This window comes from Stenotrophomonas indicatrix (genome assembly GCF_002750975.1).
Taxonomy (GTDB): domain Bacteria; phylum Pseudomonadota; class Gammaproteobacteria; order Xanthomonadales; family Xanthomonadaceae; genus Stenotrophomonas; species Stenotrophomonas indicatrix.
This window is the reverse complement of record NZ_PEJS01000001.1, coordinates 1,627,779-1,653,661: the sequence shown is the minus strand read 5'-3', so window position 1 is coordinate 1,653,661 and position 25,883 is coordinate 1,627,779. Positions and strand designations below refer to the sequence as shown.

Annotated in this window: 16 protein-coding genes; 2 read left to right on the top strand and 14 right to left on the bottom strand. The window is 66.6% G+C overall.

Features of this window, described 5'->3' with window-relative positions:
- Positions 1 to 99: 99 nt before the first annotated feature.
- From CR918_RS07705 to CR918_RS07680, 6 genes are all read right to left on the bottom strand, one after another.
- Complete coding sequence (locus tag CR918_RS07705) at positions 100 to 2,718, bottom strand: beta-mannosidase (RefSeq protein ID WP_099842388.1); 2,619 nt, start codon at positions 2,716 to 2,718, stop codon at positions 100 to 102.
- A gap of 101 nt (positions 2,719 to 2,819) precedes the next feature.
- Positions 2,820 to 4,046 (bottom strand): AGE family epimerase/isomerase, encoded by a 1,227-nt coding sequence (locus CR918_RS07700; protein ID WP_099842387.1) that lies wholly within the window; start codon positions 4,044 to 4,046, stop codon positions 2,820 to 2,822.
- On the bottom strand, positions 4,043 to 5,038 hold the full coding sequence (locus CR918_RS07695) for a carbohydrate kinase family protein (protein WP_025874794.1): 996 nt from the start codon (positions 5,036 to 5,038) through the stop codon (positions 4,043 to 4,045). The genes CR918_RS07700 and CR918_RS07695 overlap by 4 nt, the downstream gene beginning before the upstream one ends.
- A 7-nt stretch (positions 5,039 to 5,045) precedes the next feature.
- Positions 5,046 to 6,359, bottom strand: a complete 1,314-nt coding sequence (fucP, locus tag CR918_RS07690) for an L-fucose:H+ symporter permease (protein WP_099842386.1) — start codon at positions 6,357 to 6,359, stop codon at positions 5,046 to 5,048.
- A 75-nt stretch (positions 6,360 to 6,434) separates the two neighbouring features.
- Entirely contained in the window at positions 6,435 to 7,484 is a 1,050-nt protein-coding gene (locus CR918_RS07685) for a LacI family DNA-binding transcriptional regulator (protein ID WP_025874798.1), read from the bottom strand.
- Between the two features lie 96 nt (positions 7,485 to 7,580).
- Positions 7,581 to 10,055, bottom strand: a complete 2,475-nt coding sequence (locus tag CR918_RS07680) for a GH92 family glycosyl hydrolase (RefSeq protein WP_415847013.1) — start codon at positions 10,053 to 10,055, stop codon at positions 7,581 to 7,583.
- A 1,019-nt stretch (positions 10,056 to 11,074) separates the two neighbouring features.
- On the opposite strand from CR918_RS07680, the gene CR918_RS07675 reads away from it, so the two are divergent.
- Positions 11,075 to 14,152, top strand: coding sequence for a TonB-dependent receptor (locus CR918_RS07675; RefSeq protein WP_099842385.1), 3,078 nt, complete (start codon positions 11,075 to 11,077; stop codon positions 14,150 to 14,152).
- A 162-nt stretch (positions 14,153 to 14,314) separates the two neighbouring features.
- Positions 14,315 to 14,509: a heavy-metal-associated domain-containing protein gene (locus CR918_RS07670; protein WP_025874804.1), complete on the top strand. Its 195-nt coding sequence runs from the start codon at positions 14,315 to 14,317 to the stop codon at positions 14,507 to 14,509.
- Positions 14,510 to 14,586: 77 nt separating this feature from the next.
- Here CR918_RS07670 and cueR read toward each other — a convergent pair whose 3' ends face one another.
- From cueR to CR918_RS07630, 8 genes are all read right to left on the bottom strand, one after another.
- A complete protein-coding gene (gene cueR, locus CR918_RS07665; protein ID WP_025874806.1) occupies positions 14,587 to 15,039 on the bottom strand; it encodes a Cu(I)-responsive transcriptional regulator in 453 nt (150 codons plus the stop codon).
- A gap of 12 nt (positions 15,040 to 15,051) precedes the next feature.
- Positions 15,052 to 17,553 (bottom strand): heavy metal translocating P-type ATPase, encoded by a 2,502-nt coding sequence (locus CR918_RS07660; protein ID WP_099842384.1) that lies wholly within the window; start codon positions 17,551 to 17,553, stop codon positions 15,052 to 15,054.
- A gap of 159 nt (positions 17,554 to 17,712) precedes the next feature.
- Positions 17,713 to 20,670 (bottom strand): TonB-dependent receptor plug domain-containing protein, encoded by a 2,958-nt coding sequence (locus CR918_RS07655; RefSeq protein ID WP_099842383.1) that lies wholly within the window; start codon positions 20,668 to 20,670, stop codon positions 17,713 to 17,715.
- Between the two features lie 381 nt (positions 20,671 to 21,051).
- On the bottom strand, positions 21,052 to 21,783 hold the full coding sequence (locus CR918_RS07650) for a copper homeostasis protein CutC (protein WP_099842382.1): 732 nt from the start codon (positions 21,781 to 21,783) through the stop codon (positions 21,052 to 21,054).
- Positions 21,780 to 22,778, bottom strand: a complete 999-nt coding sequence (locus CR918_RS07645; RefSeq protein ID WP_099844279.1) for a glycosylasparaginase — start codon at positions 22,776 to 22,778, stop codon at positions 21,780 to 21,782. Before CR918_RS07645 ends, CR918_RS07650 begins: the two co-directional genes overlap by 4 nt.
- 52 nt (positions 22,779 to 22,830) lie before the next feature.
- Positions 22,831 to 23,853 carry a glucokinase gene (locus CR918_RS07640; RefSeq protein WP_099842381.1) on the bottom strand — a complete coding sequence of 341 codons (1,023 nt, stop codon included), beginning with the start codon at positions 23,851 to 23,853 and terminating at the stop codon, positions 22,831 to 22,833.
- Between the two features lie 84 nt (positions 23,854 to 23,937).
- Complete coding sequence (locus tag CR918_RS07635; RefSeq protein WP_025874818.1) at positions 23,938 to 24,222, bottom strand: hypothetical protein; 285 nt, start codon at positions 24,220 to 24,222, stop codon at positions 23,938 to 23,940.
- A 54-nt stretch (positions 24,223 to 24,276) separates the two neighbouring features.
- A complete protein-coding gene (locus CR918_RS07630; protein WP_099842380.1) occupies positions 24,277 to 25,866 on the bottom strand; it encodes a calcineurin-like phosphoesterase C-terminal domain-containing protein in 1,590 nt (529 codons plus the stop codon).
- Positions 25,867 to 25,883: the final 17 nt, after the last annotated feature.

Below are 25,883 nucleotides of genomic sequence, written 5' to 3'. Positions count from 1 at the left end.
TGCGGGAAACCGCCTTCGGTAGATGCCAACCTCGGTTGGCATTCGTAATGCCCGCCCAAAGCGTGCCAACCAAGGTTGGCACCTACCAGGGCGCCTCTCTCAACGATCGTTGAGGGTCTTCACCTTCAACGCCTCGCGCAGCGCGGCCAGATCCACTGGGCCACGCACGGCGATGTCGCGGGTTTCGCCCGGCAGCAGGTCCAGCAGGTTGTCTTCCACCTGCACGTCGAGCGCGCCGAAATCGATCCAGGCTGCGCGCACCAGCGCAGCGCTGTGCAGCCGCAGGCGATAGTGGTCACCGTCGATTGCCAGCGTTGACGTCAACTGCTGGCGTGGCAGCACCTGGTCCTTGGCTTCAACGAAGCCGACCACCTGCCGCGCCGTCACCTTGCCATCCTGCAGCAGCTCGAATACCGCCACCGTCCGCGCCGGCTCGGCGCCGGCCAGCAGCTCGGCATCCGCGTAGGTGCCGATATCGGTCACCCCGGCGGCAGCCAAGGTCACCGCCTGCTCGCGTCGGCGCAGCACCTTGCCCTCAACGTCCATCACCCGCAAGCGCCAACGTGCATCCAGCGCGGCACCATCGTTGATCAGGCGCACGCGCGTGCTGCCTTCATCGCGCAGTGCGGCCACCGTAACCGGCGCGAAGAAGCGCCGCGCGGCATAGTGCAGCGCCTTCCAGCGACCGAAGTAGTCCACGCTCGACCACGATGCTCCCGGCCAGACATCGTTGAGCTGCCAGTACAGCGAGCCCATCGTGTAAGGTCGCGAAGCGCGATGGTGCAGCGCCGCCAGGGCGATGCCATCGGCCTGCATCACCTGGCTCAGGTAGACGAAGTCCTCGAAGTCCTTCGGCGTGCCGTAGCCCAGTTCGATGTAGTGCAGCAGGCGTGTATTGCCCTCGCCGGCCATGAACTTCTGGTGCGCACGGATCACCGGGCTGTCGATTCGCTGTTCGGCACGGGTGGCGATCTGGTCCACCGTCGCCACCGCTGGCCAGGCCTGCAGGCCGTACTCGGACATGAAGCGCGGGGTCTCGCGCAGATAGGCCTGCACCGGCAATGCAGGATTGCCCCACACCTGCCAGTAATGCTTGTCGCCACGGGTGGAGTCGTTGGCCTTCTCGTCCAGGTCGTTGCTGGGCGAACTGGACCAGTACGGCACGCCCAACCCATCTTCGCTCACCACCTGGCGCAGGTCGTTGCCGAACAGGTCGACGTAGCCCTGCCAGACCTTCGCTGCGAACGCCGGATCGGCGGACTTCAGGTCACGGCCGTGGCCCCAGTCCTTCCACGCCGTTTCTTCTTCGTTGTTGCCACACCACAGCACGATGCTGGGATGGTGGCGCAGCCGGCGCACGTTGTCGCGTGCCTCGGCGACCACGCTGGCGCGGAATGCCGGGTCGTAACCCGGCTGCATGCCACCGCCGAACATGAAGTCCTGCCAGACCAGCAGGCCCAGTTCGTCGGCGATGTCGAAGAACGCATCGTCCTCGTAGTAGCCGCCGCCCCAGTTGCGCAGCATGTTCATGTTGGCATCGCGCGCGGCGACCAGTACCTGGCGCAGGCGCGCAGCATCAACGCGCGCGGGGAAGGCGTCGAAGGGGATCACGTTCGCGCCCTTGGCGAAGATCGGCGCCCCGTTGATGACGAAGGCGAAGCCCTGCCCTCCCTTGTCGTCCTGCTCGCGGCGCAGTTCGACGGTGCGCAGGCCGATGCGCTGTTCGCGCGCCAGCACCGGATCGGCACTGCCGTCCAGGCGCGCCTGCACGGTGTAGCGGTCCTGCGCACCATGGCCGACCGGCCACCAGCGCCGCGGCTTGGCCAGTTCAACCGGCACGTCCACGCTGTTCCGGCCGGGCTTCAGGTCGACCGTGCGCTGCACCCGTGCGACGCTGCGGCCGTCGGGATCCCGCACTTCAACGTCCACCGCCACCGGGCCGGCGACCGCGTCCTGCTCCACCTGCAGCACTACCGCCAGCTTTGCGTTTTCTGCATCAAGCGCATCAGTGCGTACGGCCAGGTCGGTCAACCGATGCGCATCCCATGCCTGCAGGTCAACGCCCCGCCAGACGCCGGCAGTAACGTAGCGCGGGCCCCAGTCCCACCCGAAGTGGTACGCCGGCTTGCGCGCGAAGTTGCCAACCATCGCGTCCTTGGGTTCATCACCGTAGGGCGAAGGATAGTTGCCGGCAATCCTGTGCGGCATTGCCTGCACGCCGGGCAGCAGCGTGCGGATCGGCGAACGGAACACGATCTGCAGCTCATTGCCCTTCGCACGCAGGCGATCTTCGACGCGGGCATGCCAGGTGCGGTGGGCATTGTCGGCGCGCAGCAGCGGCTTGCCGTTGAGCGTCACCTCGGCATAGGTGTCCAGGCCGTCGAAGCGCAGCTCGGCATGGGCCTTTGCCAAGCTGGCAGCGTCCACATCGAAACGGGCGCGGTACTCCCAGTCGGCCAGACCGATCCACTGCAGCTCGGCTTCGGGCGCACCGACGTAGGGATCGCGGATCAGCTCATGCGCCAGCAGATCGGTGTGCACGCTGCCTGGCACCGTGGCCGCGCGCCACTGCTGCAGGCCAGGATGGGCCGCGCCCTGCGCGTCACCGGGCAGCAGCCGGAACTCCCATTGCGCCTGCAGCGGTGCGGCGCCTGCCGGGAAGGCGCCAAGGGCGATCAACAACAGCAGCAGACGGACAGCGTTGGAAATGCGATGCACGTGATACTCCTGTTTTTCCGCCGGGTATGACCCGGCGCTACCAATGCCACACGCCACGGCAGCGCCGGACCACGTCCGGCGAGCGCGCAGCGCGGCAGACCTCAACGCACGACGTTCAGCACTTCGTAGCAGGCACCCATGGTGTGGTAATCCACCTTGCCGGCCGGGCTCTTCTCATCGCTGTACTTGCGGTTGTCGGCGTCGAGGATGCGGAACCATGCGCCGTATCGATGGTCGACGAAGTGCTCCCACGAGTACGCCCAGATACGGTCGTACCACTGCCAATAGCGGTCATCGCCGGTGCGCGCGGCCATCAGCGCGGCGGTAGCCAAGGTCTCGGCCTGCACCCAGAAATACTTGTCGTCATCACAGACGAAGCTGTCACCGCCGATCGGCGCGCCGTCCATGCCCGGCTGCCGGCGCGACTCCGGGGCGAAGCCGTAGTACAGGCCGCCGCGCACCTCGTCCCAGCTGCGCTCTACGGCCACATCGAACAGATGCTGCGCGGTCGGCACCAGCCAGTCGGCCTGCACGTGACGGTCCAGGATCAGCAGCAGCTTGGCCCACTCGGTCTGGTGCCCGGGCTGGAAGCCCCACGGCCGGAACAGGTGCTTGGGATCATCCAGGTTGTAGTCCCAGTCGATGTTCCAGTTGACGTCGTAGTGTTCCCAGACCAGACCGCCGGCCTTTGCGGCCTGGCGGCGGGTCATGTTGTCGGCCAGCTGCAGCGCACGCTCGACATAGCGCTGCTCACCACTGGCCTCGAACGCGGCCAGCATCGCCTCGCACATGTGCATGTTGGCGTTCTGGCCGCGGTAGCCGGTGAAGTTCCACTGGCCGTCGGCCTCGTCCCTGTACAGGCCGTGCTCGGCTTCCCAGAAGCGCGCCTGCAGCAGCTGCCAGGTTTCGTCCATCCACGTGCGGGCTTCTTCGATGCCTGCCTTCAACGCACAGCTGTAGGCGAGCAGCACGAAGGCCACGCCGTAGCAGTGGTTCATGTCGTCCTCTACCACACCATCGCGCAGAGTCCAGGCGTAGCCGCCGGTGGCCGGGTTGCGGTGAACCTCGCGCAGGTAGCGCACCCCGTGCTCGACCGCGTCGCGATACTCGGCGTTGCCGAATTCGCGGTAGGCCATGGCGTAGTTGAAGACGAAGCGGGTGCTGCTCACCAGATGACGATGGCTGGCATCGTAGATGCTGCCGTCGTCACGGAAGTAATGGAAGAAGCCGCCCTTCGGGTCGATGCAGCGCGGATGGTAGAACGCCATCGTATCGGCGATGTGGGCGCGCAGGAACGCGGGGGAACGGAAATCGGGTGAGGTGCTCATGCGGGGAGATCCTGTAGCTGCAGCAGCTGCTGCACTTCATCGAACGAGGGCATTGCAGCGAACGCGCCCTTGCGGGTCACCGCCAGTGCGCCAACGGCGGCGCCGAAGCGCAGCGTGGCGGCGATCGCCTGCGGGTCCTGGCAGAACGCGGCAAAGCCCGCACCTGCCCCACCCCGCTCCAGCAGGCCAACCAGCACGCCGCCGACGAAGGCATCACCGGCAGCGGTGGTGTCCACGGTGGCGACGCGGAAACTGCTGACCTTGCCCTGCGTTTCACGGGTATACCAATGCAGCGTGGCGGCGCCGTCGGTGATGATCACCCAGCGTGCCTGCGCGGCCAGCAGGCGACGCAGCACCAGCGCCTCGCCGTCATCGCCCAGCGGGGCGGCCAGGTAGTCCAGTTCCTCGCGCGACAGCTTGACCAGGTCGGCGCGCTCCAGCGCCTGCCACAGGCGCGGTGTCGGGTCGACATCGGCCGGCCACAGCGCCGGACGCAGGTTGAGATCCAGGCTGACCACCGCGCCGGCCGCACGCGCACGGTCCATGCCGGCGAACGTCGCTTCGGCAATGTCCGCTTCGGTCAGGCTGTTGGAACAGACGTGGAAACACTGCGCACCATCGAAGCAGCCGGCCTGGAAATCGCTGTCACGGAACAGCAGGTCGGCGGCAGGCGGACGGTAGAAGCTGAAGCTGCGTTCGCCGCCCGCGTCCAGTGCAACGAAGGCCAGCGCGGTTTTGGCCGCGTCGGTACGCACGATGTAGTCGGTGCCGACGCCGTGTTCGCTCAGGCTCTCCGCCAGGAAGTCGCCGAACATGTCGCGGCCGAGCATGCCGACGAACTGGGTCTTCGCACCCAGCCGCGCGGCGGCCACCGCGACGTTGGCCGGTGCACCTCCGGCGTACTGCAGGAACGCGCGCGGGGTATCGGCCGAGGCCGGCGGCTGCGCTAGTAGATCGATCAAAATTTCGCCGAAGCAGACGATGGAACCCATTTTCGACTCAGCCTCCCTGCGTGCCGGCAGCCGGCGCGCGGGCGCCGACCAGTCCGTAGAAAATGATGTAGCCGTAGCACAGCAGCGGCAGGATGAAGCTGGCCTGCACGCCGATGTGGTCAGCCAGGACGCCCTGCAGGTAAGGCACCACCGCGCCACCGACGATGGCCATGATCAGCAGGCTCGAACCCTTGCTGGTCAACGGGCCCAGGCGCTCGATGCTGAGCGCGAAGATGGTCGGGAACATGATCGAATTGAACAGGCCGATCGCCACCACCGAGTACAGCGCGACATTGCCGGAAGTCATCATGGTCAGCGCCAGCAGGCCCACGTTGACCAGCGCGAAGATCGCCAGCAGGCGGCTCGGCGAGAAGCGCGCCAGCAGCGCCGAACCGGCGAAGCGACCGATCATCGCCATCGTCCAGTAGGCCGACACATAGTGGGTGGCTTCCTGCTCGCTGAAACCGCCAATGGTGGGCATCGACAGGTAATTGACCAGGAAGCTGCCGATCGACACTTCGGCGCCAACGTAGAAGAAGATGCCGAGCACGCCCAGCAGCAGGTGGCGCTTGCGCAGCGCATCCAGATAGCTGTGCTGATGCCCCTGGTCAGCCTGCTCGGTGGTGTCGTTCAGCGCCGGCAGGCGGAACAGGAATACGAACAGGGCCAGCAGCACCAGCGCCACGGCCAGGCCGACGTAAGGGCCCTGCACTGCGTGTGCCTCGGCGGTACGGTAGGCGAGCTGCTCGGCGGCCGGCAGCGCGGCGATCTGCTCGCCGCTCATGGCCGTGTTGGACAGGATCAGCATGCCGCCGAAGATCGGCGCGATGGCCGTACCCAGCGAGTTCAGCGCCTGCGCCAGGGTCAGGCGGCTGGAACTGGTCTGCTCCGGACCAAGCAGGGCGACATACGGGTTGGCCGCCACCTGCAGCACGGTGATGCCGGTGGCCAGCACGAACAATGCACCGAGGAAGGCGCCATAGACGCGCAGCTCAGCGGCCGGCCAGAAGCCCAGTGCACCGATGCCGGCGATCACCAGGCCGGCCACGATGCCCTTCTTGTAACCCAGCGCTGCAACCAGCCGCCCTGCCGGCAGCGACATCAGGAAGTAGGTGCCGAAGAAAGTGAACTGCACCAGCATTGCCTTGGCGTAGTTCAGCTCGAACACCGCCTTCAGATGCGGAATCAGGATGTCGTTGAGGCAGGTCAGGAAGCCCCACATGAAGAAGATGGTGGTGACCACGGCCAGCGCCTTGCCGTTGGTGACGGCAGGCTGGTTGCCCGGGGAACCTGATGGGCGGGGCGTTGCGGAGATCGGCATGCGGTACGCGCCTCGATGCGCGAAAGGTCGTTGGTGCGTGGAAGGGTGCAATCAGTTCAGGAGCGAAGCATCAATTCAATTCGGACGTGCGGCGCTGCTTTCGCGGATGCGCAACTGTACCGGGGCGACCGTGCGCCGTGGTGGCGCATCCGGTTCCTCCAGCCGCTGCAGCAGCAGGGATGCCGCCTGCCGCCCGCGTTCGCGCGGGTCGGCCGTCAGTGTGGTCAACGGCGGCACGGCAACCGACGCTTCGGAAATATCGTCGAAGCCGGTCACCGCGAAGTCACCGCCGGGACGGATGCCGCGCGAGTTCAGGCCCAGCATCAGGCCCAGCGCGACGGTGTCGTTGTAGCAGACTGCTGCGCTCGGCCGATGGCCGTCGACGAACAGTTCATCGGTGCGCGCGGCCGCTTCCAGGCGGTTGGGTGCAGATTCGATCATCCAGCCCGGCGGCAATGCCAGCCCGGCCTCGGCCAGGGCCTGCTGGAAACCGGCACGACGCTGGTGGCAGGAACTCGATGCCGCGTGGCCACCGAAGAATGCGATCTGGCGATGGCCGCGCTCGATCAGGTGACGGGTGGCCAGGTAGGCACCATGCTGGTTGTCCAGGGTCAGGAAGTCCCAGTCGGCGCCTTCCAGCTCGCGGTTGAACAGCAGTACGTTGGCGTTGGCGCCCAGCACCTGCCGCAGCAGCGTGGCATCGCTGCCTTCGGCCGGCGACAGGATCAGGCCCGCAGGCGTGTGTTCCATCAATGTCGACAGCACCGCCTGCTGCCGCTCGGGCGACTCGCCGGTACTGCCGAGCAGGGTCACGTAGCCGCGTCCGCCCAGTGCCTCGTCCACACCGGAGGCGAATTCGGCGAAGAACGGGTTGGACAGATCGTTGATGACCAGGGCGATGCTGGAAGACGTGCGCCGCCGCAGGTTCGCTGCAGCGCGGTTGTAGACGTAACGCTGGCGGCGAAGCTCAGCCTCGACCCGGGCGCGGGTATCGACGTTGACCAGCGGACTGCCGCGCAGCACCAGCGACACGGTCGCGCGCGAAACGCCGATGGCACGGGCGATGTCGGTCACCGTCACCGCCTTGCCGGAACGCTTGCTGGAACTGTCGCTGTTGTCGTTCATCGTCTTCCCGCACTCCGATGGATGCTCAAGCCTAATGGATCGCGGCCCTGTCGTGCCGTGCCGTTCGCTGGGTTGCCTCGAACGGCACAGCCCGGCTCAGTGCAGCTGGCTGCCCGGTGCCGCGCACCAGGACACCGGCAGGTCCTTGACCGCCGTGCCCCAGCCCTCGGTCGGCGCCCGCCCGTCCAGCGCGAAGCGCAGCTTCGGGCCCTGCTGCAGCTGGCTCCAGCCCAGCCATACCGGGGCATGTGCCTGGCCGTCGACCTGCACGCCCTGCACGTACTGCAGGCGGCGGCCATCGGCGCCAGGTGCCTCGATGCGCAGGGTGCGGCCATTGCCCAGCTCGACCTCGACCTTGGCAAAGCGCGGCGTATGCAGCAGGAACTCGCCGCTGCCCGGCACCGCCGGGTACACGCCGATCGCACTGAACAGGTACCAGGCCGACATCGTGCCGAGGTCATCGTTGCCGGTCACGCCGTTGGGTGCATTGGTGAACAGCTGCTGCGCTGCACGCACCACCGCTGCGGTCTTCCACGGCTGGCCGATCAGCGTGTACAGCCACGGCGAGTGCAGGTCCGGTTCGTTGTTCGGGTTGTAGCGGAACTGGTTGTAATAGCTGTACGGCCCGACCACCCACTCCTTGCGGGCGGCATTGAGGGGGTCGGCCTGCAAAGCGTCCATGGCGAAGAAAGCATCCAGGCGGCGGCCGGCCTGTTCGCGGCCGTCCATCGCTTCGACCAGGCCCGGCACGTCCTGCTGCGCCAGCCACTGGTACTGCCACGCCGTGCCTTCATGGAAACCGTGATGCGAGCGTGGGCTGTAATGGCCATCGGCCGGTGTGTACCACTGGCCATCTTCGGTACGCGGGCGCGGGAAGCCGGTGAAGCCGGTCTCGGCGTCGCGCACCTGCGGGTCCCACACCTTGCGCCAGTTGCGGCCGCGCTCACGCAGCGTCGCCGCGTCCTGCGCATGGCCGAGGCCATCGGCCATCTGCGAAAGCGCACAGTCGGCCAGCGCGTACTCCAAGGTGGCCGAACCGCCGTGGTGCGGATCGACGTCCATGCCCTTGGACGGGAACGCGCGGTCGTAGACCACGTAGCCCTTGTCCAGATAGGTCGGGTTGCCGGAGCGACCGGCAGCACGCGAGTTCAGCGGCGGTGTACCGAACGCATTGCGGCGCAGCGCATCCCATGCCTGCCCTTCGCGGCCCTTGAGCGCACCGAAGCGCCACAGGTCGACCATGAAGGGGGTGACCGGGTCGCCGGTCATGATGTTGGTCTCGAAGTTGGCATAGCCCCAGCGCGGCAGCCAGCCGCCCTGCTCATCGATCGCCAGCAGGCTGCGGCCGATATCGCGCGCCACGTCCGGGCGCGTCAGTGCCAGCCACTGGTTCTGTGCACGGTAGGTATCCCACAGCGAGAAGTACTCGTAGTAGGTCCAGCCATCGGCGCGATGGATGCCATCGTCGTAGCCGCGGTAACGGCCGTCGGCATCGCTGCCGGTGAGCGGCTGCAGCAGCGCGTGGTACAGCGCGCTGTAGAACACGGTGCGGTCATCGCCATTGCCGCCCTGCACACGCACGCGTGCCAACTGCTCACGCCACGATTGCTGCGACAGCGCGCGCATGCGCTCGAAGCCCAGCAGCGCCCCGCCCTGCATGCCCTCGGCGCGCAGGTTGGTGCGCGCACCTTCGGCATCCACATGCGAAATCGCGCTGACGGCGGTGACCGACTGGCCCTTGGCCAGGTCGAAGCTGAGCCACGCGCCATTCGGCTTCTGCTCGCCTTCCATGCTGTGGCGCGCGCCCGGCAGGCCGCCGCCCTCACCCCAGGTGCCATGCGCCTTGAACGGGCGGTCGAACTCAATGCGGAACCAGGTGGTGTACTGGTGCCCACCGCAGAAACTCTTGGTGACCAGCTTGCCTTCCACCACGCGGTCACCCACCACATCGACCACGCTGCCGATCACCGAGTGGCGCTCGTTGGCCTGACCGACATTCACCAGCACGTGGCCATCGCCCTGGCGCTGGCTGAAGGTGTAACGCTCGGCAGCTGCGCGGGTGCGCGCGGTCGCTTCGGCGTCGATGCCGCCGTAGCTGGTCAGGCGCACCTTGTAGTAGCCGGCCTGGCCGATCTCACCGTCGTGGCTGTAGGCCGACGCATAGGTCTTGTGATTGAAGGCTTTCGCATCGGCGGTATCGAAGTCGCCGCCGGGGCCGATCGAACCGGTCACCGGCAGCACCGAGACCTGCCCACCCTGCTCCCAGCAACCGGCGCCGGACAGGAAGGAGTGGCCGAAGCCGCGGATCTTGTCGTCGTCGTAGCGCCAGCCCGAATAGTGGCTGCCGATCGGGCTGACCTGGATCAAGCCGAACGGTGCCGAAGCACCGGGGAAGGTGTTGCCGTCATCCTTGCTGCCGATGAAGGTATTGACCTCGCGTTCCAGCGCGGCCGGTGCGGCCTGCAGCCAGGGCGTCACCGCCAGTGCCAGCAGGCAGGCGATGCGGGCCAGGGGCCGATGGGACAATGCCGACAGGCGGCGGGCGGGACGACGGCGGGACAACCTGGTCACGGGCAGGACTCCTTGGCGGCAGGGCGGCAGCGAAGAACCGGCCGCACAGGCCGAGCCCTCGTTTCCATCAGTACAAATCCGCACCCCGGCGGATTTAGATCGATTCAAGTAGAGCATGGGAATTTCGCCCAATGCATTCTGCGGCGCAGCATGAGCGGGGGGCTTCGGCCGGGCTGCGCCCGGCACCCGCAGAGGCCTTCAGGCCAAGAAAACAGCAACAGCAACGGCGGGCTACCGAGCTGGGCGGGACGGTATGTGCAGGCAGGACACGCCGTAGACCCATCCATGGGGGCTCGATGGCGCCATCCATGGCGCCAACGGTCCTGCCTGCCCATACCGCCCCACCCCTGACAGTTTCCCGAGATCTGGTAGATCCACGCCGTGCGCGGATGGATGTTCCTACCGATTTCGAAATCATCGATTGGATTTCATCCATGCATGGCATGGATCCACGTGTCGACCAAGGTCGACACCTACCAGGACCACGCCATGCCATTCCGACAAATCGCGGAAATCTGTCGAAGGCGGGGTGGGTCCGGTTGCGGGGGCGTGAGCGCCATGGATAGCGCGACCGAGCTTACATGGACGTACTTGCAGCGTCCCCCGCAACCGGACCCACCCCGCCATCCCGCAGGAAACCAGCCGTTGCTGTTGCTGTTGCCCTGGCCTGAAGGCCTCTGCGGTGCCGGGCGCAGCCCGGCCGGCCCACCCCGTCTGCGCATGTAAACGCTTACAGCATTCTTCCGCGAAGGGTCATTTGCACGACACGTCACTGCCATATTGCGCAGCAACATGCGTCGGCGCGTTGGCCGTGCTAAAAATCGCCCCGCCCATCGCTTAGATCGATCCAAGACGACATCGCGATGGCCCGGGAGTTGGGGAGCAGGACAGGACGAGTCAGGGCATCTGCCAGGCGCTCGTCGCATCTGCAGGGCGAAGGCAAGATCGGCATCACGAATTAGATCGATTCAAGTTTCCGCGTCAGTCAGTCACCGGATCAATCCAGGAGAGAGGGAGAGATGGCAATGAAGCATTCAACACGTACGCAGGGCCACGACGCGTTGTCGCTGGCCATCGCGCTGGCCCTGGCCGCCGCCGTCGCCCCGCTTGGCGCTTCCGCCCAGCAGGCGTCAGCTACGACCGGCACGCAGGACGCCACCACCCTGGACAGCGTCCAGGTCACCGGCTATCGCTACGCGATCGAAAAGAGCCTGCAGCAGAAGCGCGACGCCAACGCCGTGGTCGAAGTGATCACCGCCGAGGACGTTGGCAAGTTCCCCGACAAGAACGTGGCCGACGCGCTGCAGCGCGTGCCCGGCGTGGTCATCACCCGCAGCGGTGGCGAAGGCAAGTCGGTCAGCGTGCGCGGCCTCGCGCCCGACCTGACCCTGACCCAGTTGAACGGCAACTACGTCGCCTCGTCGGAAACCAACAACGAAGCAACCCGTTCGTTCAACTACACCCTGCTGCCGTCGAACATGCTGTCCAGCGCCGAGCTGTTCAAGTCGCCGGAGGCGCGCATCGACGAAGGCGGCATCGGCGGCACGGTCATCCTGCACACCCGCCGCCCGCTGGAGATGGAGGCCAATTCCGGCTACGTCAACCTGGAAGGCACTTCGTCCGATACCAGCCACGACGTCGATCCGCAGGTGTCAGCGCTGTATTCCTGGCACAGCAAGGACGAGCGCTTCGGCGTGCTGGTCGGCGTGACCCAGCAGAAGCGCACCAGCCGCACCATGGAGACCAGCACCGAGGACTACCAGTGGTACGGCAACAACACCACCGCGCGCGATGCCAACGGCAACCTGCTGGAACAGGATGGCATCCACTACTGGTGGGGCCAATCCGGTTTCAACAACCAGACCGGCACGAACTACAGCGAATTCTTCATGCCGACCTCGGTGAACTTCGCGGTGAAGGAAGAGAAGCGCGAGCGCAAGGGCGGCCAGCTGACTTTCCAGTTCAAGCCGATCGACAACCTGACCCTGACCGCGAACTACTTCCGCTTCGAACTGCAGGGTGACTACACCCAGAACATGCTGAAGGTGCCGGAGTGGAACCTGGCCCGCTACAACGGCGATGGCAACTGGGCCGGTGGGCGCCTGCTCAACGGGCTGAGCTTCGATCCCAGTGGCAGCATCGTCACCGGCGCGCAGTACGAAAAGCTTGCCGGCAAGACCTATTACTGCAGCGAAGACCAGGCCGCCGCAGCTGGCCTGCCCCCGGGTGGCTGGGGTCCGGATGACTGCACCATCCCCACTCCGCAGCTGACCGGTGGCTACAGCAAGGAAAAGGCGCTTTCGCAGACGGCCGATCTGACCGTCGACTGGGACATCAGCCCGCTGTGGAAGGCCAGCTTCACCGGCGGCCGCACCTGGTCCAAGGGTGGCCCGTCGATGAATTTCCGCATGTCGGCCAAGCCTCGCCGCAAGGTGGGTGACCAGTGGCAGGCGGGCAACCAGTACACCGCGTGGGACCTGACCGGCACGCCGTCGCTGACCGTCTCGCCGGACATCCAGCAGCAGCTGATGGCCGGCATCGCCGAGGTCGATACCGGCTCCACCGATTCGTCGTGGATGCAGACCGAGGTCAAGCAGAACTACTTCCAGGCCGACGTCACCAAGATGTTCGAAGCCGGCTGGCTGGACTCGATCCAGTTCGGCGCCAAGTACCGCGACGGCCAGGTGCACCGCAATACCGGCAACACCTACTGGGTCTGCCAGGGCCTGGACCCGGCCGACTATGACAACAATCGTTACCAGGCCGGTTGCGATCCGACCGCAGGCAATGCGCAGCCGGGCTTCTTCCTGTCCAACCCGATCAGCAACATCGCCGGTGGCTTCAATGCCAACGTGTTCCCCGGCATCAACTACCCGGCCTACATCGACTACCTCAACCAGACCTACGGTGGCTCGCACAACCGTACCGAGGAAGACTTCGTCTACGACGTCAACGAGAAGATCTACTCGGGTTACTTCCAGGCCAACTTCCGTACCGACCGCGTGCGCGGCAACGTCGGCGTGCGCGTGGTGCGCACCAAGCAGTTCGCCCAGTCCAGCGATTCGGTCGAGCGCTTCAACGACTACTTCGTGGACAACGCCGCTGGTGCGCCGATGAGCTGCGATGACCCGGCTGCCGATCCGAACCTGCGTTGCCAGGGCGGCTTCGTGCGTCTGCCGGACAACCAGGTGCGCGACAAGGTCTATACCCTCAGCTCGCTGGAAAAGACCTATACGGACTTCCTGCCGAGCTTCAACATCGCCTGGGACATCACCGACAACCTGGTGCTGCGCGGTGCCGCGTCGAAGGTAATCGCGCGCCCGGGCTACACCAGCATCGCCTATCCGGGCGGCCTGCAGTACATCAGCCAGGAATACAGCAATGATCGTCGGGTCGCTGGCGGCACCGACACCCCCGGCTGGTACGGCTCGGGCAGCAACAAGGCACTGGAGCCGTTCAAGGCGGTGCAGTTCGACCTTGGCCTGGAGTGGTATTTCAAGCCGGGTTCGGTTGCAGGCGTGGCGTTGTTCCGCAAGAACGTGGACAACTTCACCGTGCCGGTCGTGCGCGACCAGCAGATGACCGTCGGTGGTGAAACGGTGGTGGTGCAGAAGTACAGCACCGAAGCCAACGGCCGCGACGGCGTGTCGCAGGGCGTGGAGCTGTATGGCCAGTACACCTTCGACATGGGCTTTGGTGTCCAGGCCAACTACACCTACAACGACACCAACCTGGCCTCGATCGTGCTTGATGGCGAAGAGATCGGTTCGTCGCCGCTGGTCGGCAGCGCCAAGAACCAGGCCAACGTCACCGTGTTCTACGAGAACGAGAAGTTCCTGGCCCGTGCCTCGTACAACCGTCGTGGCGAAGTGGTGGGCGGGCTCAACAACGGCCTGACCACCTACACCAAGCCGTACAGCCAGCTGGATCTGAACGTGGCCTACAACCTCACGCCGGACTGGACCGTGACCGCGGCAGTGCTGAACGCCACCAAGTCCGAGCTGCGCAGCTACATCGGCAATGACAGCCAGGCCCGCCTGCTGTCCAATCTGTATGCCGGGCGCCAGCTGTACTTCGGCGTGAACTGGAAGTTCTAAGGCATTACCCCCGCCTGCGGGCGGGGACGATCCTCCACGGCAGCCGCGCTGGTACAGGTGGCTGCCGTTTTTCGTGGGCCCTGCGCCGCGGGAGCGCTTGACCCTGCCATCGTTGCAAGGTGCACACTGCCTCCACCCCCAAGTGCATCGAAGGAGCTACAGATGGAATTCCATGTGGAAGGCATGACCTGCGGCGGCTGCGCGCGCAGCGTGACCAAGGCGATCGAGCTGGTCGACCCGGCGGCGACGGTGTCGGCCGACCCGCCCAGCCGCCGCGTGCAGGTGCAGACCTCGGCCAGCGAAGCGCAGATCATTGCAGCGCTGACCGAAGCGGGTTTCCCGCCGCGCCCGGCCTGATCGCCTGAGCCACTGCATGAACGATGCCCGCCCCGTGCAACTGCCGGGGCGGGCATTTTCTTTTCCGTATGTCGTCTTCAGGTCCTGCGCGCGCGCCTGCGTACCGCCCCGGTGGGCGCCGCAACCGGCGCAGCGCCCTCCTCGCCTTCGCCCAGCCGCTGCAGGATCGGGCACTCGGGACGATCATCGCCGGCGCAGCAGCTGATCAGTGATTTCAGCGTATCGGCCATCTGCCGCATGTTCTCGATGCGCTGTTCCAGATCATCGATGTGCTGCTCGGCCAGGCGCTTGACGTCGGCGCTGTGCCGCGAGGTGTCGTTCCACAGGCCCAGCAGGTCGGTGATCTCGGCCACCGAAAAGCCGAGATCACGCGCGCGACGGATGAAACGCAGCCGGTGCACGTCGGCCTGCGAATAGGCGCGATAACCCGCGCCGGTACGGTCAGCTGGCGGAATCAGGCCGATCTGCTCGTAGTAGCGGATCATCTTGGCCGACACGCTGGATGCCTTCGATGCTTCACCGATGTTCATGCCATCACTCCTTTACTGGGCCGCATGGGACGCCTCGACCATCGGCGCCTGGAAGCGCCGCAGGCGCAGCGCATTGCCGAGCACGAACACGCTGGACAGGGCCATGGCACCGGCGGCGAACACCGGCGACAGCAGCACGCCCCATACCGGGTACAGCGCACCCGCCGCGACCGGAATCAACGCGGTGTTGTAGGCGAAGGCCCAGAACAGGTTCTGGCGGATGTTGCCGATGGTCGCCTTCGACAGCGCGATGGCATTGGGCACGCCCTGCAGGTTGCCGGACATCAGCACCACGTCGGCCGACTCCACCGCGACGTCGGTGCCGGTGCCGATGGCCAGGCCCACATCAGCTTCGGCCAGCGCAGGCGCATCGTTGATGCCATCACCGACGAACGCAATCTGCCCGTAGGCCGCCTTCAACCGGCGCACCGCCTCCACCTTGCCTTCGGGCAACACCTCGGCCACCACTTCATCGATGCCGAGCTGGCGGGCGATGGCCTGCGCGGTGGCGGCGTTGTCACCGGTAATCATGGCCACCTTCAGACCCAGCTGGTGCAGGGCGGCAATGGCGGCCGGCGTACTCGGCTTGATCGGATCGGAGACGGCGATGATCGCCGCCAGGCGGCCATCGATGGCGGCATACAGCGGCGACTTTCCTTCGTTGCCGAGGCGGTCGGCCAGCGCAGCGAACATGCCGATGTCCACGCCCAGCGAACGCATGAAGCGATCAGCACCCACTTCCACCCGCGCACCGTCGACGCTGGCACGCACGCCCATGCCGGTCACCGACTCGAAATCAATCATCGCCGGCAACGCGATGCCCTCCTCCGTCGCCGCCTCGACAATGGCGCGGGCGATCGGATGCTCCGAGCGCGACTCCACCGCGGCCACCCGCGCCAGTACCTGCGCACGATCGAAGTCGTCGGCGATCTCCAGGTCGGTCAGCAGCGGGCGACCTTCGGTCAAGGTACCGGTCTTGTCCACCGCCACCACCTTGGCGTCCTTCAACAGCTGCAGCGCCTCGCCCTTGCGGAACAGCACGCCCATCTCGGCACCACGGCCGGTGCCGACCATGATCGAGGTCGGCGTCGCCAGCCCCATCGCGCATGGGCAGGCGATGATCAGCACGGCCACCGCGTTGACCAACGCGAAGGTCAGCGCCGGCGACGGCCCGAAGATCAGCCACACCAGGAAGGTGGCCAACGCCGCCAGCATCACCGCCGGCACGAACCACAGCGTCACCTTGTCGACCACGGCCTGGATGGGCAGCTTGGAACCCTGTGCCTGTTCAACCAGACGGATGATCTGCGCCAGCATGGTCTGCCCACCTACCGCCGTCGCACGCAGGGTCAGCGCACCCTTCTGGTTGACGGTGCCGCCGACCACGCTGCTGCCGGCCGACTTCTCCACCGGGATCGGCTCGCCGGTGATCATCGATTCGTCGACGTAGCTGCGACCTTCGGCCACCTCACCATCCACCGGCACGCGCTCGCCCGGACGCACTTCCAGCAGGTCGCCCAGCAGCACCTCGTTGATCGGGATATCGACGATGCGCCCTTCGCGGCTGACGTGCGCCACCTTGGCCTGCAGGTTGACCAGGCGCTTGATCGCCTCCGAGGTGCGGCCTTTCGCGCGCACCTCCAGGAACCGGCCGAGCAGGATCAGCGCGACGATCACCGCCGCCGCTTCGTAGTAGACATTCACCGTGCCCGCCGGCAGCAGGCGCGGGATGAAGGTGGCCACCACCGAATAACCGAACGCCGCCGCGGTACCCACCGCCACCAGCGAGTTCATGTCGGGCGCCAGGCGCAGCAGCGCCGGGAAGCCCTTCTGGTAGAAACGCCGGCCGGGAATGGCCAGGACCAGCGTGGTCAGCACGAACTGCAGGTACCAGCTGGCCTGCATGCCGATCGTGGACATCACCCAATGGTGCATGCCGGGGATCAGGTGCGAGCCCATTTCCAATACGAACACCGGGGCCGCCAGCACGCTGGCCAGGATCAGGTCGCGCTTCAGCGCCACCCGCTCGGCATCCTTCTTTTCCGCCGCTTCCTCGTCGACCTGGGTACCGCCATCGATCGCGCGTGCCGCATATCCAACCTTGTCGATCGCCGCCACCAGTGCATCGATGCCGGCAACGCCGCGCACGGTCGCACGCTCGGTGGCCAGATTGACGCTGGCGTGGCTGACGCCCGGCACCGCCAACAGCGCGCGCTCCACGCGGCCGACGCAGGACGCGCAGGTCATCCCTTCCACGGCCAGTTCGGTGGTCGCGGCGGGTACTTCGTAGCCCACCTTCTCTACTGCCTGGATCAGCGCATCGCGGTCGACCGGACCAGAGGAACGGATGTCTGCGCGCTCGGTGGCCAGGTTGACCGACACGCTGGCGACCCCCTCGACCTTGGCCAGGGCCGCTTCAACGCGGCCAACACAGCTGGCGCAGGTCATGCCTTCGATCGGCAGGCTGATGGTGGAAGCCGTCTCGTGGACGGCTGTGGGGCTGGAGGTGCTCATGGCCTGGTTTCCCTGGTTCCATCTGGAGGATGGTGACCAGCCTAGACCTTGCCATCGTGGGAAGGTCAAATCCACTCCACCCCGCCAATGTTCCATCAAAGCCACAGTAGAGCCACGCCATGCGTGGCAGGCGCCGGGCCATGCCCGGCGCCACCTCCCTCAGAACGTGAACACATACTCCAGCGCGAACTCGCGTCCCACCGCACCCAGCAGGCGGGTCGGGGCGAAATCGTAGTCGACCTTGTACGGGTCCTTGTGGTTCCAGCTGGTCGCATTGAAAGCGTTGTTCACGTACAGATTGACCTTCATGAACTCGGTCACCTGGTAGCCGACGTTGAAGTTCCAGGTAATGAACGGCCCCACCCGCCCGTAGTAGCGCGCCGTCTGCTGCCCCGCATTCGGGTTCGGATTGGCCGATCCATCCGGGCGCGTGGCAGGCTCCAGGCAGTTCAGCGACGGGCTGTCGCTGGGCACGTAGCCATCGGCGAACGGCAGGCAGCCACCGGGGTTGTCCAGGCGGTCGGTGCCCCAGTGGTAGCGCACGCCCGGCACCGAGCCGATGCGGTCGGCATACACGTTCGCATTCCAGTTGCCACCCTGCCACGCCAGGCTGGCGCGCAGCTTGCTGCGCAGGTCACGGTCGCGACGCTCAGGGTTCGGATCGTTGGCGTAACGCTGTTCTTTCGTCGAAATCTGGTTGGTGTAGTTCACCCCCAGCTGGAAGCTGCCCCATGCGGCCGTCTCCAGCCGGTAGCGCGCGCTCAGGTCGATGCCGCGCACTTCGCGGCTGGCCAGGTTGAACGGCCCGCGCTCGATCGACACCAGCCGGCCGCTGCTGTCACGGTTCACCCGGGCCAGGATGCCAGCGCAGTAAGCCTCACCCGCCGGGTTCGCCCACGGCGTGCCGTCCATGTTCTTGCCGGTCAGGCAGCCAGCTTCGCTGGCCAGCACTTCGTCGGCACCGACGTCGACGATCATGTCTTCCAGCTTGATCGCCCAGTAGTCAGCGCTCATCGACAGGTTCGGCAGCACGTCCCACACGAAACCGACCGTCCACGAATCGCCGGTTTCCGAGCGCAGCAGCGGCGTACCCCGGCGGTTCACATCGAACGCGTACCAGACATCGGTATTGCCCACGCCGCAGTTGTTGACCAGATAAGCGCCGCTCTCGATGCAGCGCAGGCGGTCGTAGGTCAGCACTTCGGAACTGCTGGCCTGGCCCAGCAGGTAGTGCATGTCCGGCGCGTGGAAGCTGGTCGCGTAGGAACCGCGCACCAGCAGCGACTCGAACGGCCGCCATTCCAGGCCGGCGTTCCAGGTGGTTTCCTTCTGGCTGCCGATATCCAGCGCTTCGCCGCCGCCGTCGGCCTTGTAGCTGCCGTATCGGTCGTAGCGTGCCGCCGCGGTGGCGATCAGGCTGTCGGCCAACGGGATCTTGAATTCGACACCGGCCGAGTAGCGGGTACGCTCGCCACCGCCGCGATCGACGTTCTGCAGATCGAAATCGATGCCCGCGCGCGGGTCCGGGCTGAGGTGATAGCCCTGCTTGGCCACTTCGGCCACCGCGGCGAACGAGATCGGCCCGGCCCAGCCCTGGAACAGTTCACCGGTGATGTCGGCCGAGGCCTGGTTGACGTAGGACGACGCCCGGTTCTTCGCTACCGTGCCCATCTGCCAGTACTGGTCCGGGGTGATCGGGTTCCACCAGCGCGACTCGTTCAAGGCGTAGATCGCCTCGCCATCGCCGGTGGTGCCCAGCCGTGGGCCGAGGAAGAAGTCGTACGACTTCTGCTCGTCGACCACGTTCTGCCGCTCCTCGACGCGGTAGTAGGAACGGCCGACCGTGGCGCTCCAGTCGAAGCGATCGGCCAGGCGCCCGCGCAGGCCTGCGCTGATATCCCACGACAACTCGCGGTTGGTATTGCGCAGCGTGTCCAGGCCACCGACTTCGTTCGGGGTGAACTGGCGCACGCCGAGCACCGGGCGATTGCGGTTGGCATCCCAGTAGTAACCGTTGGCATCGTCGATCAGCGACACGCTCGGCGGATTGGTGCCCCAGATCGCTTCGGAACGGTATACCGCCAGGTTGCTCCAGGCCTGCAGATCGTTGCCGAAATCGAAGGTGGCATACAGGTTGCCCGACAGGTTCTCCGAGCCGCCCGTCAACAGCCAGTTGGCGTAGTCGGCGCTCATGCCGCAGAGGCGGCCGGTGTTGCTCACCGTATTGGCGTTGTAGTTGTAGACCAGGCGGTCGGCGGTGTAGTACTCGCCAGCGAATTTCTCGCAGGTGCCGTCCGGCGGCGCCAGGCGCTGGCCGTTGCTGGGGTCGATCAACGCCAGGCCAGCGGTGGGACGGAAGCCGACCTTGCGCTGCTCCATGTTCCAGGACGGGTACAGCGCATCGTCGGCGTCGTCCATCTGCGGCCGGTCACGGCCGAACAGCGGATCGCGCTTGGTGTACTGCAGGGCGTAGGTCACGCTCCAGTTGTCGCCGGTCTTGCCGCCCGCCCAGGACAGATCCCAGGTATCACGCCCGCCTTCGGTGGAGGTGCCGCCGCGCACGCGCACTTCGTCGCCGTCGTAGTTGGTCTTGAGGATGACGTTGACCACGCCGGCGATGGCGTCTGAACCGTAGATCGCCGAAGCGCCGCCAGTCAGCACTTCGATGCGTTCGACCGCCGCCGCCGGAATGTTGCTGTAGTTGGAGAAATTGGTCTCGCCGCCATAGGGCAGCGGATAGTCGGCCACGCGACGGCCATTGACCAGCAGCAGGCTGCGGTTGGGGCCCATGCCTCGCAGGTTCAGGCCGCTCGCGTTGGGGGTGTGCGAGCCCCACTGCGACGCCGCCTCGACCGTGCCGGTCGCCTCGGTCAGGGTCTTCAGTGCGTCGTAGACGGTGACGAAGCCTTCCTTCTGGATCTGTGCGGCGCTGATCACGTTGACCGGGGCCGGGCCCTCGACGCTGGCACGCTTGATGCGCGAACCGGTGACGGTGACCGCATCAAGATCCTTGGTGGGCGACGGGGCCGCTTCCTGTGCGCCAGCGGCAAACGGCAGCAGGGCCAGGGCGAGGGCGTGGGACAGCAGATGACGGCGGTTGCGGACGGACTGAGCCATGGGCGGTTGCTCTTGGATGGTGGACGCGCGGTCGGATGGCGATCCCGGGCGTTGAATCGATCCATCTCGATTCGACCGCCCTCCCCTGTGGATCGATCCAAACTAAAGCACAGCTGAACCACGCCCAGCATGCGGCGGCGCAGCATCCACGCGACACGCGTCATTGTTGCCTGTTGGGCTGCAGATGAATCAATGGGTTGCACGACATCGTTATGGAAGCAGCACAGATGTCGATGACGCGATCGCGACAGTCGCGCGCAGAACGGTTTTGTCCGTGATCGGGTTTGCGCGTTCGCCGGGCATGGCCCGGCGCTACCGCGCATGCACCCATCGCGGTGCGGACCCGCCCCGGTAGTGCCGGGCCATGCCCGGCGGATTCGCTCAGCCGTCGAGCGCCTTCCGCAGCGCATTCACCGTGGCGGTGTCTGTCTGGCTCCAGTCCGGGTCCAGCCCGCGCAGGGCCGGGTTCTGGAACTGCATGGACGAACGTCGTTGCCCCTTGGCCGAGGCATGCAGTTCGAGACAGCCGGTCTTCCGCGCGACGGCGGCGATGTTGCCCGGGCCCAGCCCTGCGCCGGCCATGACGCTGATCCTGCCGGCCGCCTGCGCGACCAGCGCGGCCAGTACATCGGCACCGGCGTCGGCGCTGGCCTGGCCGCCGGACGTCAGCACCCGCTGGCAGCCCAGCCCGATCACCTGCTCCAGCGCCGCCGGCAGATCGCGCGCGGCATCGAAGGCACGGTGGAAGGTCACCTGCAACGGGCCGGCCGCGCGCAGCAGTTCGCGGCACAGCGGCAGGTCGATATCGCCCTGCGCATCCAGCGCACCGATCACCACGCCCTCGCAGCCCAGCGCGCGGCACTGGGCGATGTCGCGCAGCATCAGCTCGGTTTCCAGCGCGTCGTAGTGGAAATCACCTGGACGCGGCCGCACCAGCACGAACAACGGAATTGCCAGGCGCTCGCGGGCGATGGCGATGCTGGCAAACGACGGCGTGGTACCGCCTTCGGCAAGGTTGTCGAACAGTTCGATGCGATCTGCGCCACCGGCCTGCGCGGCCAACGCCGAAGCCACCGAATTGCTGGCGATCTCCAGCGTCAGGCGCGCGCTCACGCCTGCGTGCTCGTATAGATCGACGGTGAGTCGCGCAGGTCGTCCTGGCGCTGCGCATCGCACACCGCGTAGACGAAGCCGCGATGCAACGCATAGGCACCCACCTCGCCCTGCTTGTTCATGGCAAGGAAGCAGACCTGCAGTGTGCGGCTGGCCTCGGGGCGCTTGCGTACCACCCGGTCGATCGCTTCGCGGCAGGCCTGTGCCGGCGAACGGCCCTGGCGCATCAGCTCGACCACCAGGAACGAGGCCGCGTTGCGGATCATTTCTTCGCCCACACCCGAGGCGGTGGCCGCGCCCACGTCGTTGTCCACGTAAAGGCCGGCGCCGATGATCGGGCTGTCGCCGACCCGGCCGTGCAGTTTCCAGGCCATGCCGCTGGTGGTGCAGGCACCGGCCAGGTTGCCCTTGGCGTCCAGTGCCAGCATGCCGATGGTGTCGTGGTTATCGCTGTTGCCGGGAAGACCGCGGCGCTCGGCATTGATCTGCGGCGCGTACTTTTCGGTCTTCAGCCACTCACGCCAGGCCGCTTCGGCCTTCGGCGTCAGCAGGTGCTGGCGCTGGAAGCCCTGCTGCACGGCGAACTGCTGGGCGCCCTCGCCCACCAGCAGCACATGCGGGCTGTTCTCCATCACCCTGCGGGCCACCGACACCGGGTGCAGGATGTCGACCAGCGCAGCAACCGCGCCACAGCGGCCGTCTCCATCCATGATGCTGGCGTCCAGGCTCAGCACGCCGTCGCGGTCCGGGTTGCCACAATGGCCGACGGTGGGATTGCACAGCTCGCTTTCGGCCCAGCGTGCACCGGCTTCCACCGCATCCAGCGCACTGCCGCTCTGCGCCAGTACCTTCCACGCGGCCTGGTTGGCCGGCACGCCGAAGTCCCAGGTCGAGACCACCTTGGCGCCACCGTGCGTACGCGCCTTCACCGCCGGCAACGCTGCCACGCCTGCGGCCAGTGCACCGACCTGCAAAAACTGCCTGCGATCCACCATCTTCGCCTCCGTCTGCATGCTGCGCCCGCCGGCCCGATGCCGGCAGCGCCGATCAATCGTGCGCGGGGGTCCGCGCTGCGTGCCAGGCTGCGGCACCGAGCACACCCAGCTGGCCATGTTCGACCCGCCACACCGGCACCTGGCGCAGCACGTCGGTCAGCACCCCCTTGTTGAGGAAGCGCTCACGGAAACGGCCGTCGGCCAGGAAGTCCTGCACATGGGTGGAAATGCCGCCGGCCAGGTACACCGAGCGCGCGCCCACGGCGATCGCCGCGTCGCCGGCCAGGCTGCCCAGCCAGGCGCAGAACACCTGCAGGGTTTCCACTGCCAGCGCGTCGTCGCCTTGCCGCGCAGCCGCGATCAGCGCTTCGGTGCTGGTCCATTGCGGAGCCACGCCGCGCAGTTCGCACAGGCAGGGATACAGGTTCATCAGGCCGCTGCCGGACAGCACGCGTTCGTTGTCCACATGCGGCCAGCGCTGCAGCAGCTGGCCCAGCACATGCAGTTCCAGCGCATTGCCGGCGCCCAACGCAGCGTGGCCGATCTCGCTGGCCAGCACCGGGCGCTCGCCATCGGCGAAGCGCAACGCGGCGCCCAGGCCGGTGCCCGGCCCCAGCACCAGTGCCGGGAAGGTCTTGGCCGGATCGGCATCGCCATTCAGCGGCACCAGCGTGTCGGCCTGCAGGTAGGGAATGGCCAGCGCCACTGCTTCGAAATCATTGATCAGCTGCAGGTCGGGCAGGCCCGACTCGCGGCGCGTCGCCGACAGCGACACCGTCCACGGCAGATTGGCATTGATCAGGGTATCGCCGTCGAGCAGGCCGGCGATGGCGACCACCGCACTGGCCATCGGCTGGCCGAGACTGGCGGTGAAATCGGCCAGGATCGCCGCCAGGCTGGGGTGGTCGGCGCAGGCGTAGGTGCGGTAGCTGCCCAGCCGCGGCGCCTGCCCCGGCAGGGTCTCAGCCAACGCAAGACGGGCGAAGGTACCGCCGACATCGGCGACGACCAGGCTGTGGGGGACGCCGCTGCGGGCGGACTCGGATGGCGCCGGGGACACTGCTGCAACGTTCACGCTGGCCTGCTTGGATCGATTGAATCGTGCCGATTCTCAGGCATCGGACGGCCTTTGCCTAGCGCGGCGACAGCGCCGCCCGGGTCACATGCCTTCCTGCTCGGCCACCTGCACGCCATCCACCAGCACCCGCAGGCGCTGCGGGCGGAACCCGGCGAACAGCAGCGGCCGGGTCCGCTCCACCAGCACTTCATGGCCGGCGATATGGCGCTGCCAAGACTGTACCAGCGAGAACGAGAAGTGCGTGCCCGGATGCAGCGGATGCTGCACCCAGACCTTCTCGCTGGCGCTCTGCAGCATCATCGCGCCGGTGAACCAGTGGCGGCTGAGGGTGACCGGCGTGGTGCCGGCCATGAAGCGGATATCCATGCTGCGTCCTTTCGTGATGGAAGCTGGTGATCGAAGCCCGGCCCGCGCCCGCGCTCAGGGCTGCGCGGTCTGCAGGCTGTAGCTGGTGCTGGCGGTGAACACCACACCATCGGGCTGGGTGGAGCGCACCTCGACCTTGTGGCTGCCCACGGCCAGGTCGGTCGGCAACGCGCCACGCCACAGGTGCGGCGAGGCGGTGGCTTCCGGCGAACGGTCGTAGCCGCGCAGCGTGGAAGCCAGGTCGTCGGCCACGTTCTCCATCAGCAGGCGCGGATCAGGCTGGCTGACCTGCTTCATCGGCTGCCAGGCGCCGCCATCGACGCGGTACTCGACCACGCTGGCGTCCTCGCCCATGTACACGTTGGCATAGATGCCCCACGCCGGGTACGCGCCCTTGCGCAGCACCTTCGGTGCATGCAGACCGATCTGCTCGCTGGCGGCCGCACCGGCCACCCGGTACTGCAGGCGATAGCTGCCGTTGCCGGCCACGTCCAGCAGCGCATAGCCCTTCGGCGTGCCGTCGCTCATGGTGCTGTCCGGTACGCCGGCGGCATTCTTCACGCCCGACCAGAACGCACCGCAGTTGGCACCGACGTTGTACTCGTGCAGCGGCCTGGCGCCCTGCCAGCCGTCAGCCTTGCCGTGGTAGACGTGCTGCTGGGTGTGGCTGTGGCCACTGAGCACCAGCACGTTGCGGAAGTCCTTCAGCAGGTCGAACAGGCGCTGGCGGTCGGCATGGCGGAAGGTCTCGCGCCCCGGTGCCGCATCGAACAGCGGGATGTGCATGCCCAGCACCAGCAGACGGTCCTTGTGCAGGCCCTTCAGGTAGGCAGCGAGGAAAGCGAACTGATCCTCGCGCAGGCCACCCACATACCTGGGCTTGGCGTTGGGGTCGTACACCACGTCGTCGAGGAACACGAAACTGGCGCCCCCCTCTTCCACTGCATAGGTATCGGGGCCGTAGATGTTGCGCCAGCTGTCCAGCGAATGCGCATCATTGGCCGCGTCGACATCCAGGTCGTGGTTGCCGGGTACGTGGAACCACGGCACGCCGAGTTCGGTGGTGACCTTGTTGATCGCCGGGTACAGGGTCAGGTCGTCGTTGACGATGTCACCCAGCGTGGTGCCCAGGCGGGCCTTGGTCTGGCCCACCAGCGGCGCCACGATGGACTGCCGGTAGTAGCCGATGTCCTGCAGGCTGGCGGTCTGCGAGTCGGTGAACACCAGCATCTGGAACCCACGGCGGCTGTCATGCCGGTCGTTCTGCAGGGCGAAGTCCCAGTTGCGGGCAACGTCACTGGTCGCGGCGATGCCACCGTACTTCAGCGCCGGCGAACCATTCGGCCGGTAGTGCCGCCAGAACGACGGCAGGCCGTCGGCAGCCTTCGGGAAGGAATAGGCATCGGGCTTGATCACGAAGACCGTCTGCCCGTCACGCACCGGCAGGCTGTAGCTGCCGTCGGCGGCGGTCTTGACGATGGTTTCGCCATTGGACACCTGCACGCCGGCCAGGCCCGGGTCGGTCGCACCGCGGCCCGGCTTGCCGTCACGCTCCAGATAGACCTTGCCGCTGACCACGGTATCGGCGGCCCAGGCCGGCGAGGTCAGCAACAGGCAGCACAGCCAGGCGGCAGGCAGTTTCATGGGGGCGGTCCGGGAAA

Bases quoted from the DNA above. Each gene is read 5' to 3' on its own strand.
- CR918_RS07655 (WP_099842383.1), bottom strand. From the start codon at position 20,670: ATGGCTCAGTCCGTCCGCAACCGCCGTCATCTGCTGTCCCACGCCCTC.
- CR918_RS07635 (WP_025874818.1), bottom strand. From the start codon at position 24,222: ATGGATATCCGCTTCATGGCCGGCACCACGCCGGTCACCCTCAGCCGC.
- CR918_RS07660 (WP_099842384.1), bottom strand. From the start codon at position 17,553: ATGAGCACCTCCAGCCCCACAGCCGTCCACGAGACGGCTTCCACCATC.
- CR918_RS07630 (WP_099842380.1), bottom strand. From the start codon at position 25,866: ATGAAACTGCCTGCCGCCTGGCTGTGCTGCCTGTTGCTGACCTCGCCG.
- CR918_RS07675 (WP_099842385.1), top strand. From the start codon at position 11,075: ATGGCAATGAAGCATTCAACACGTACGCAGGGCCACGACGCGTTGTCG.
- fucP (WP_099842386.1), bottom strand. From the start codon at position 6,359: ATGCCGATCTCCGCAACGCCCCGCCCATCAGGTTCCCCGGGCAACCAG.
- CR918_RS07695 (WP_025874794.1), bottom strand. From the start codon at position 5,038: ATGGGTTCCATCGTCTGCTTCGGCGAAATTTTGATCGATCTACTAGCG.
- CR918_RS07685 (WP_025874798.1), bottom strand. From the start codon at position 7,484: ATGAACGACAACAGCGACAGTTCCAGCAAGCGTTCCGGCAAGGCGGTG.
- CR918_RS07700 (WP_099842387.1), bottom strand. From the start codon at position 4,046: ATGAGCACCTCACCCGATTTCCGTTCCCCCGCGTTCCTGCGCGCCCAC.
- CR918_RS07645 (WP_099844279.1), bottom strand. From the start codon at position 22,778: ATGGTGGATCGCAGGCAGTTTTTGCAGGTCGGTGCACTGGCCGCAGGC.
- cueR (WP_025874806.1), bottom strand. From the start codon at position 15,039: ATGAACATCGGTGAAGCATCGAAGGCATCCAGCGTGTCGGCCAAGATG.
- CR918_RS07670 (WP_025874804.1), top strand. From the start codon at position 14,315: ATGGAATTCCATGTGGAAGGCATGACCTGCGGCGGCTGCGCGCGCAGC.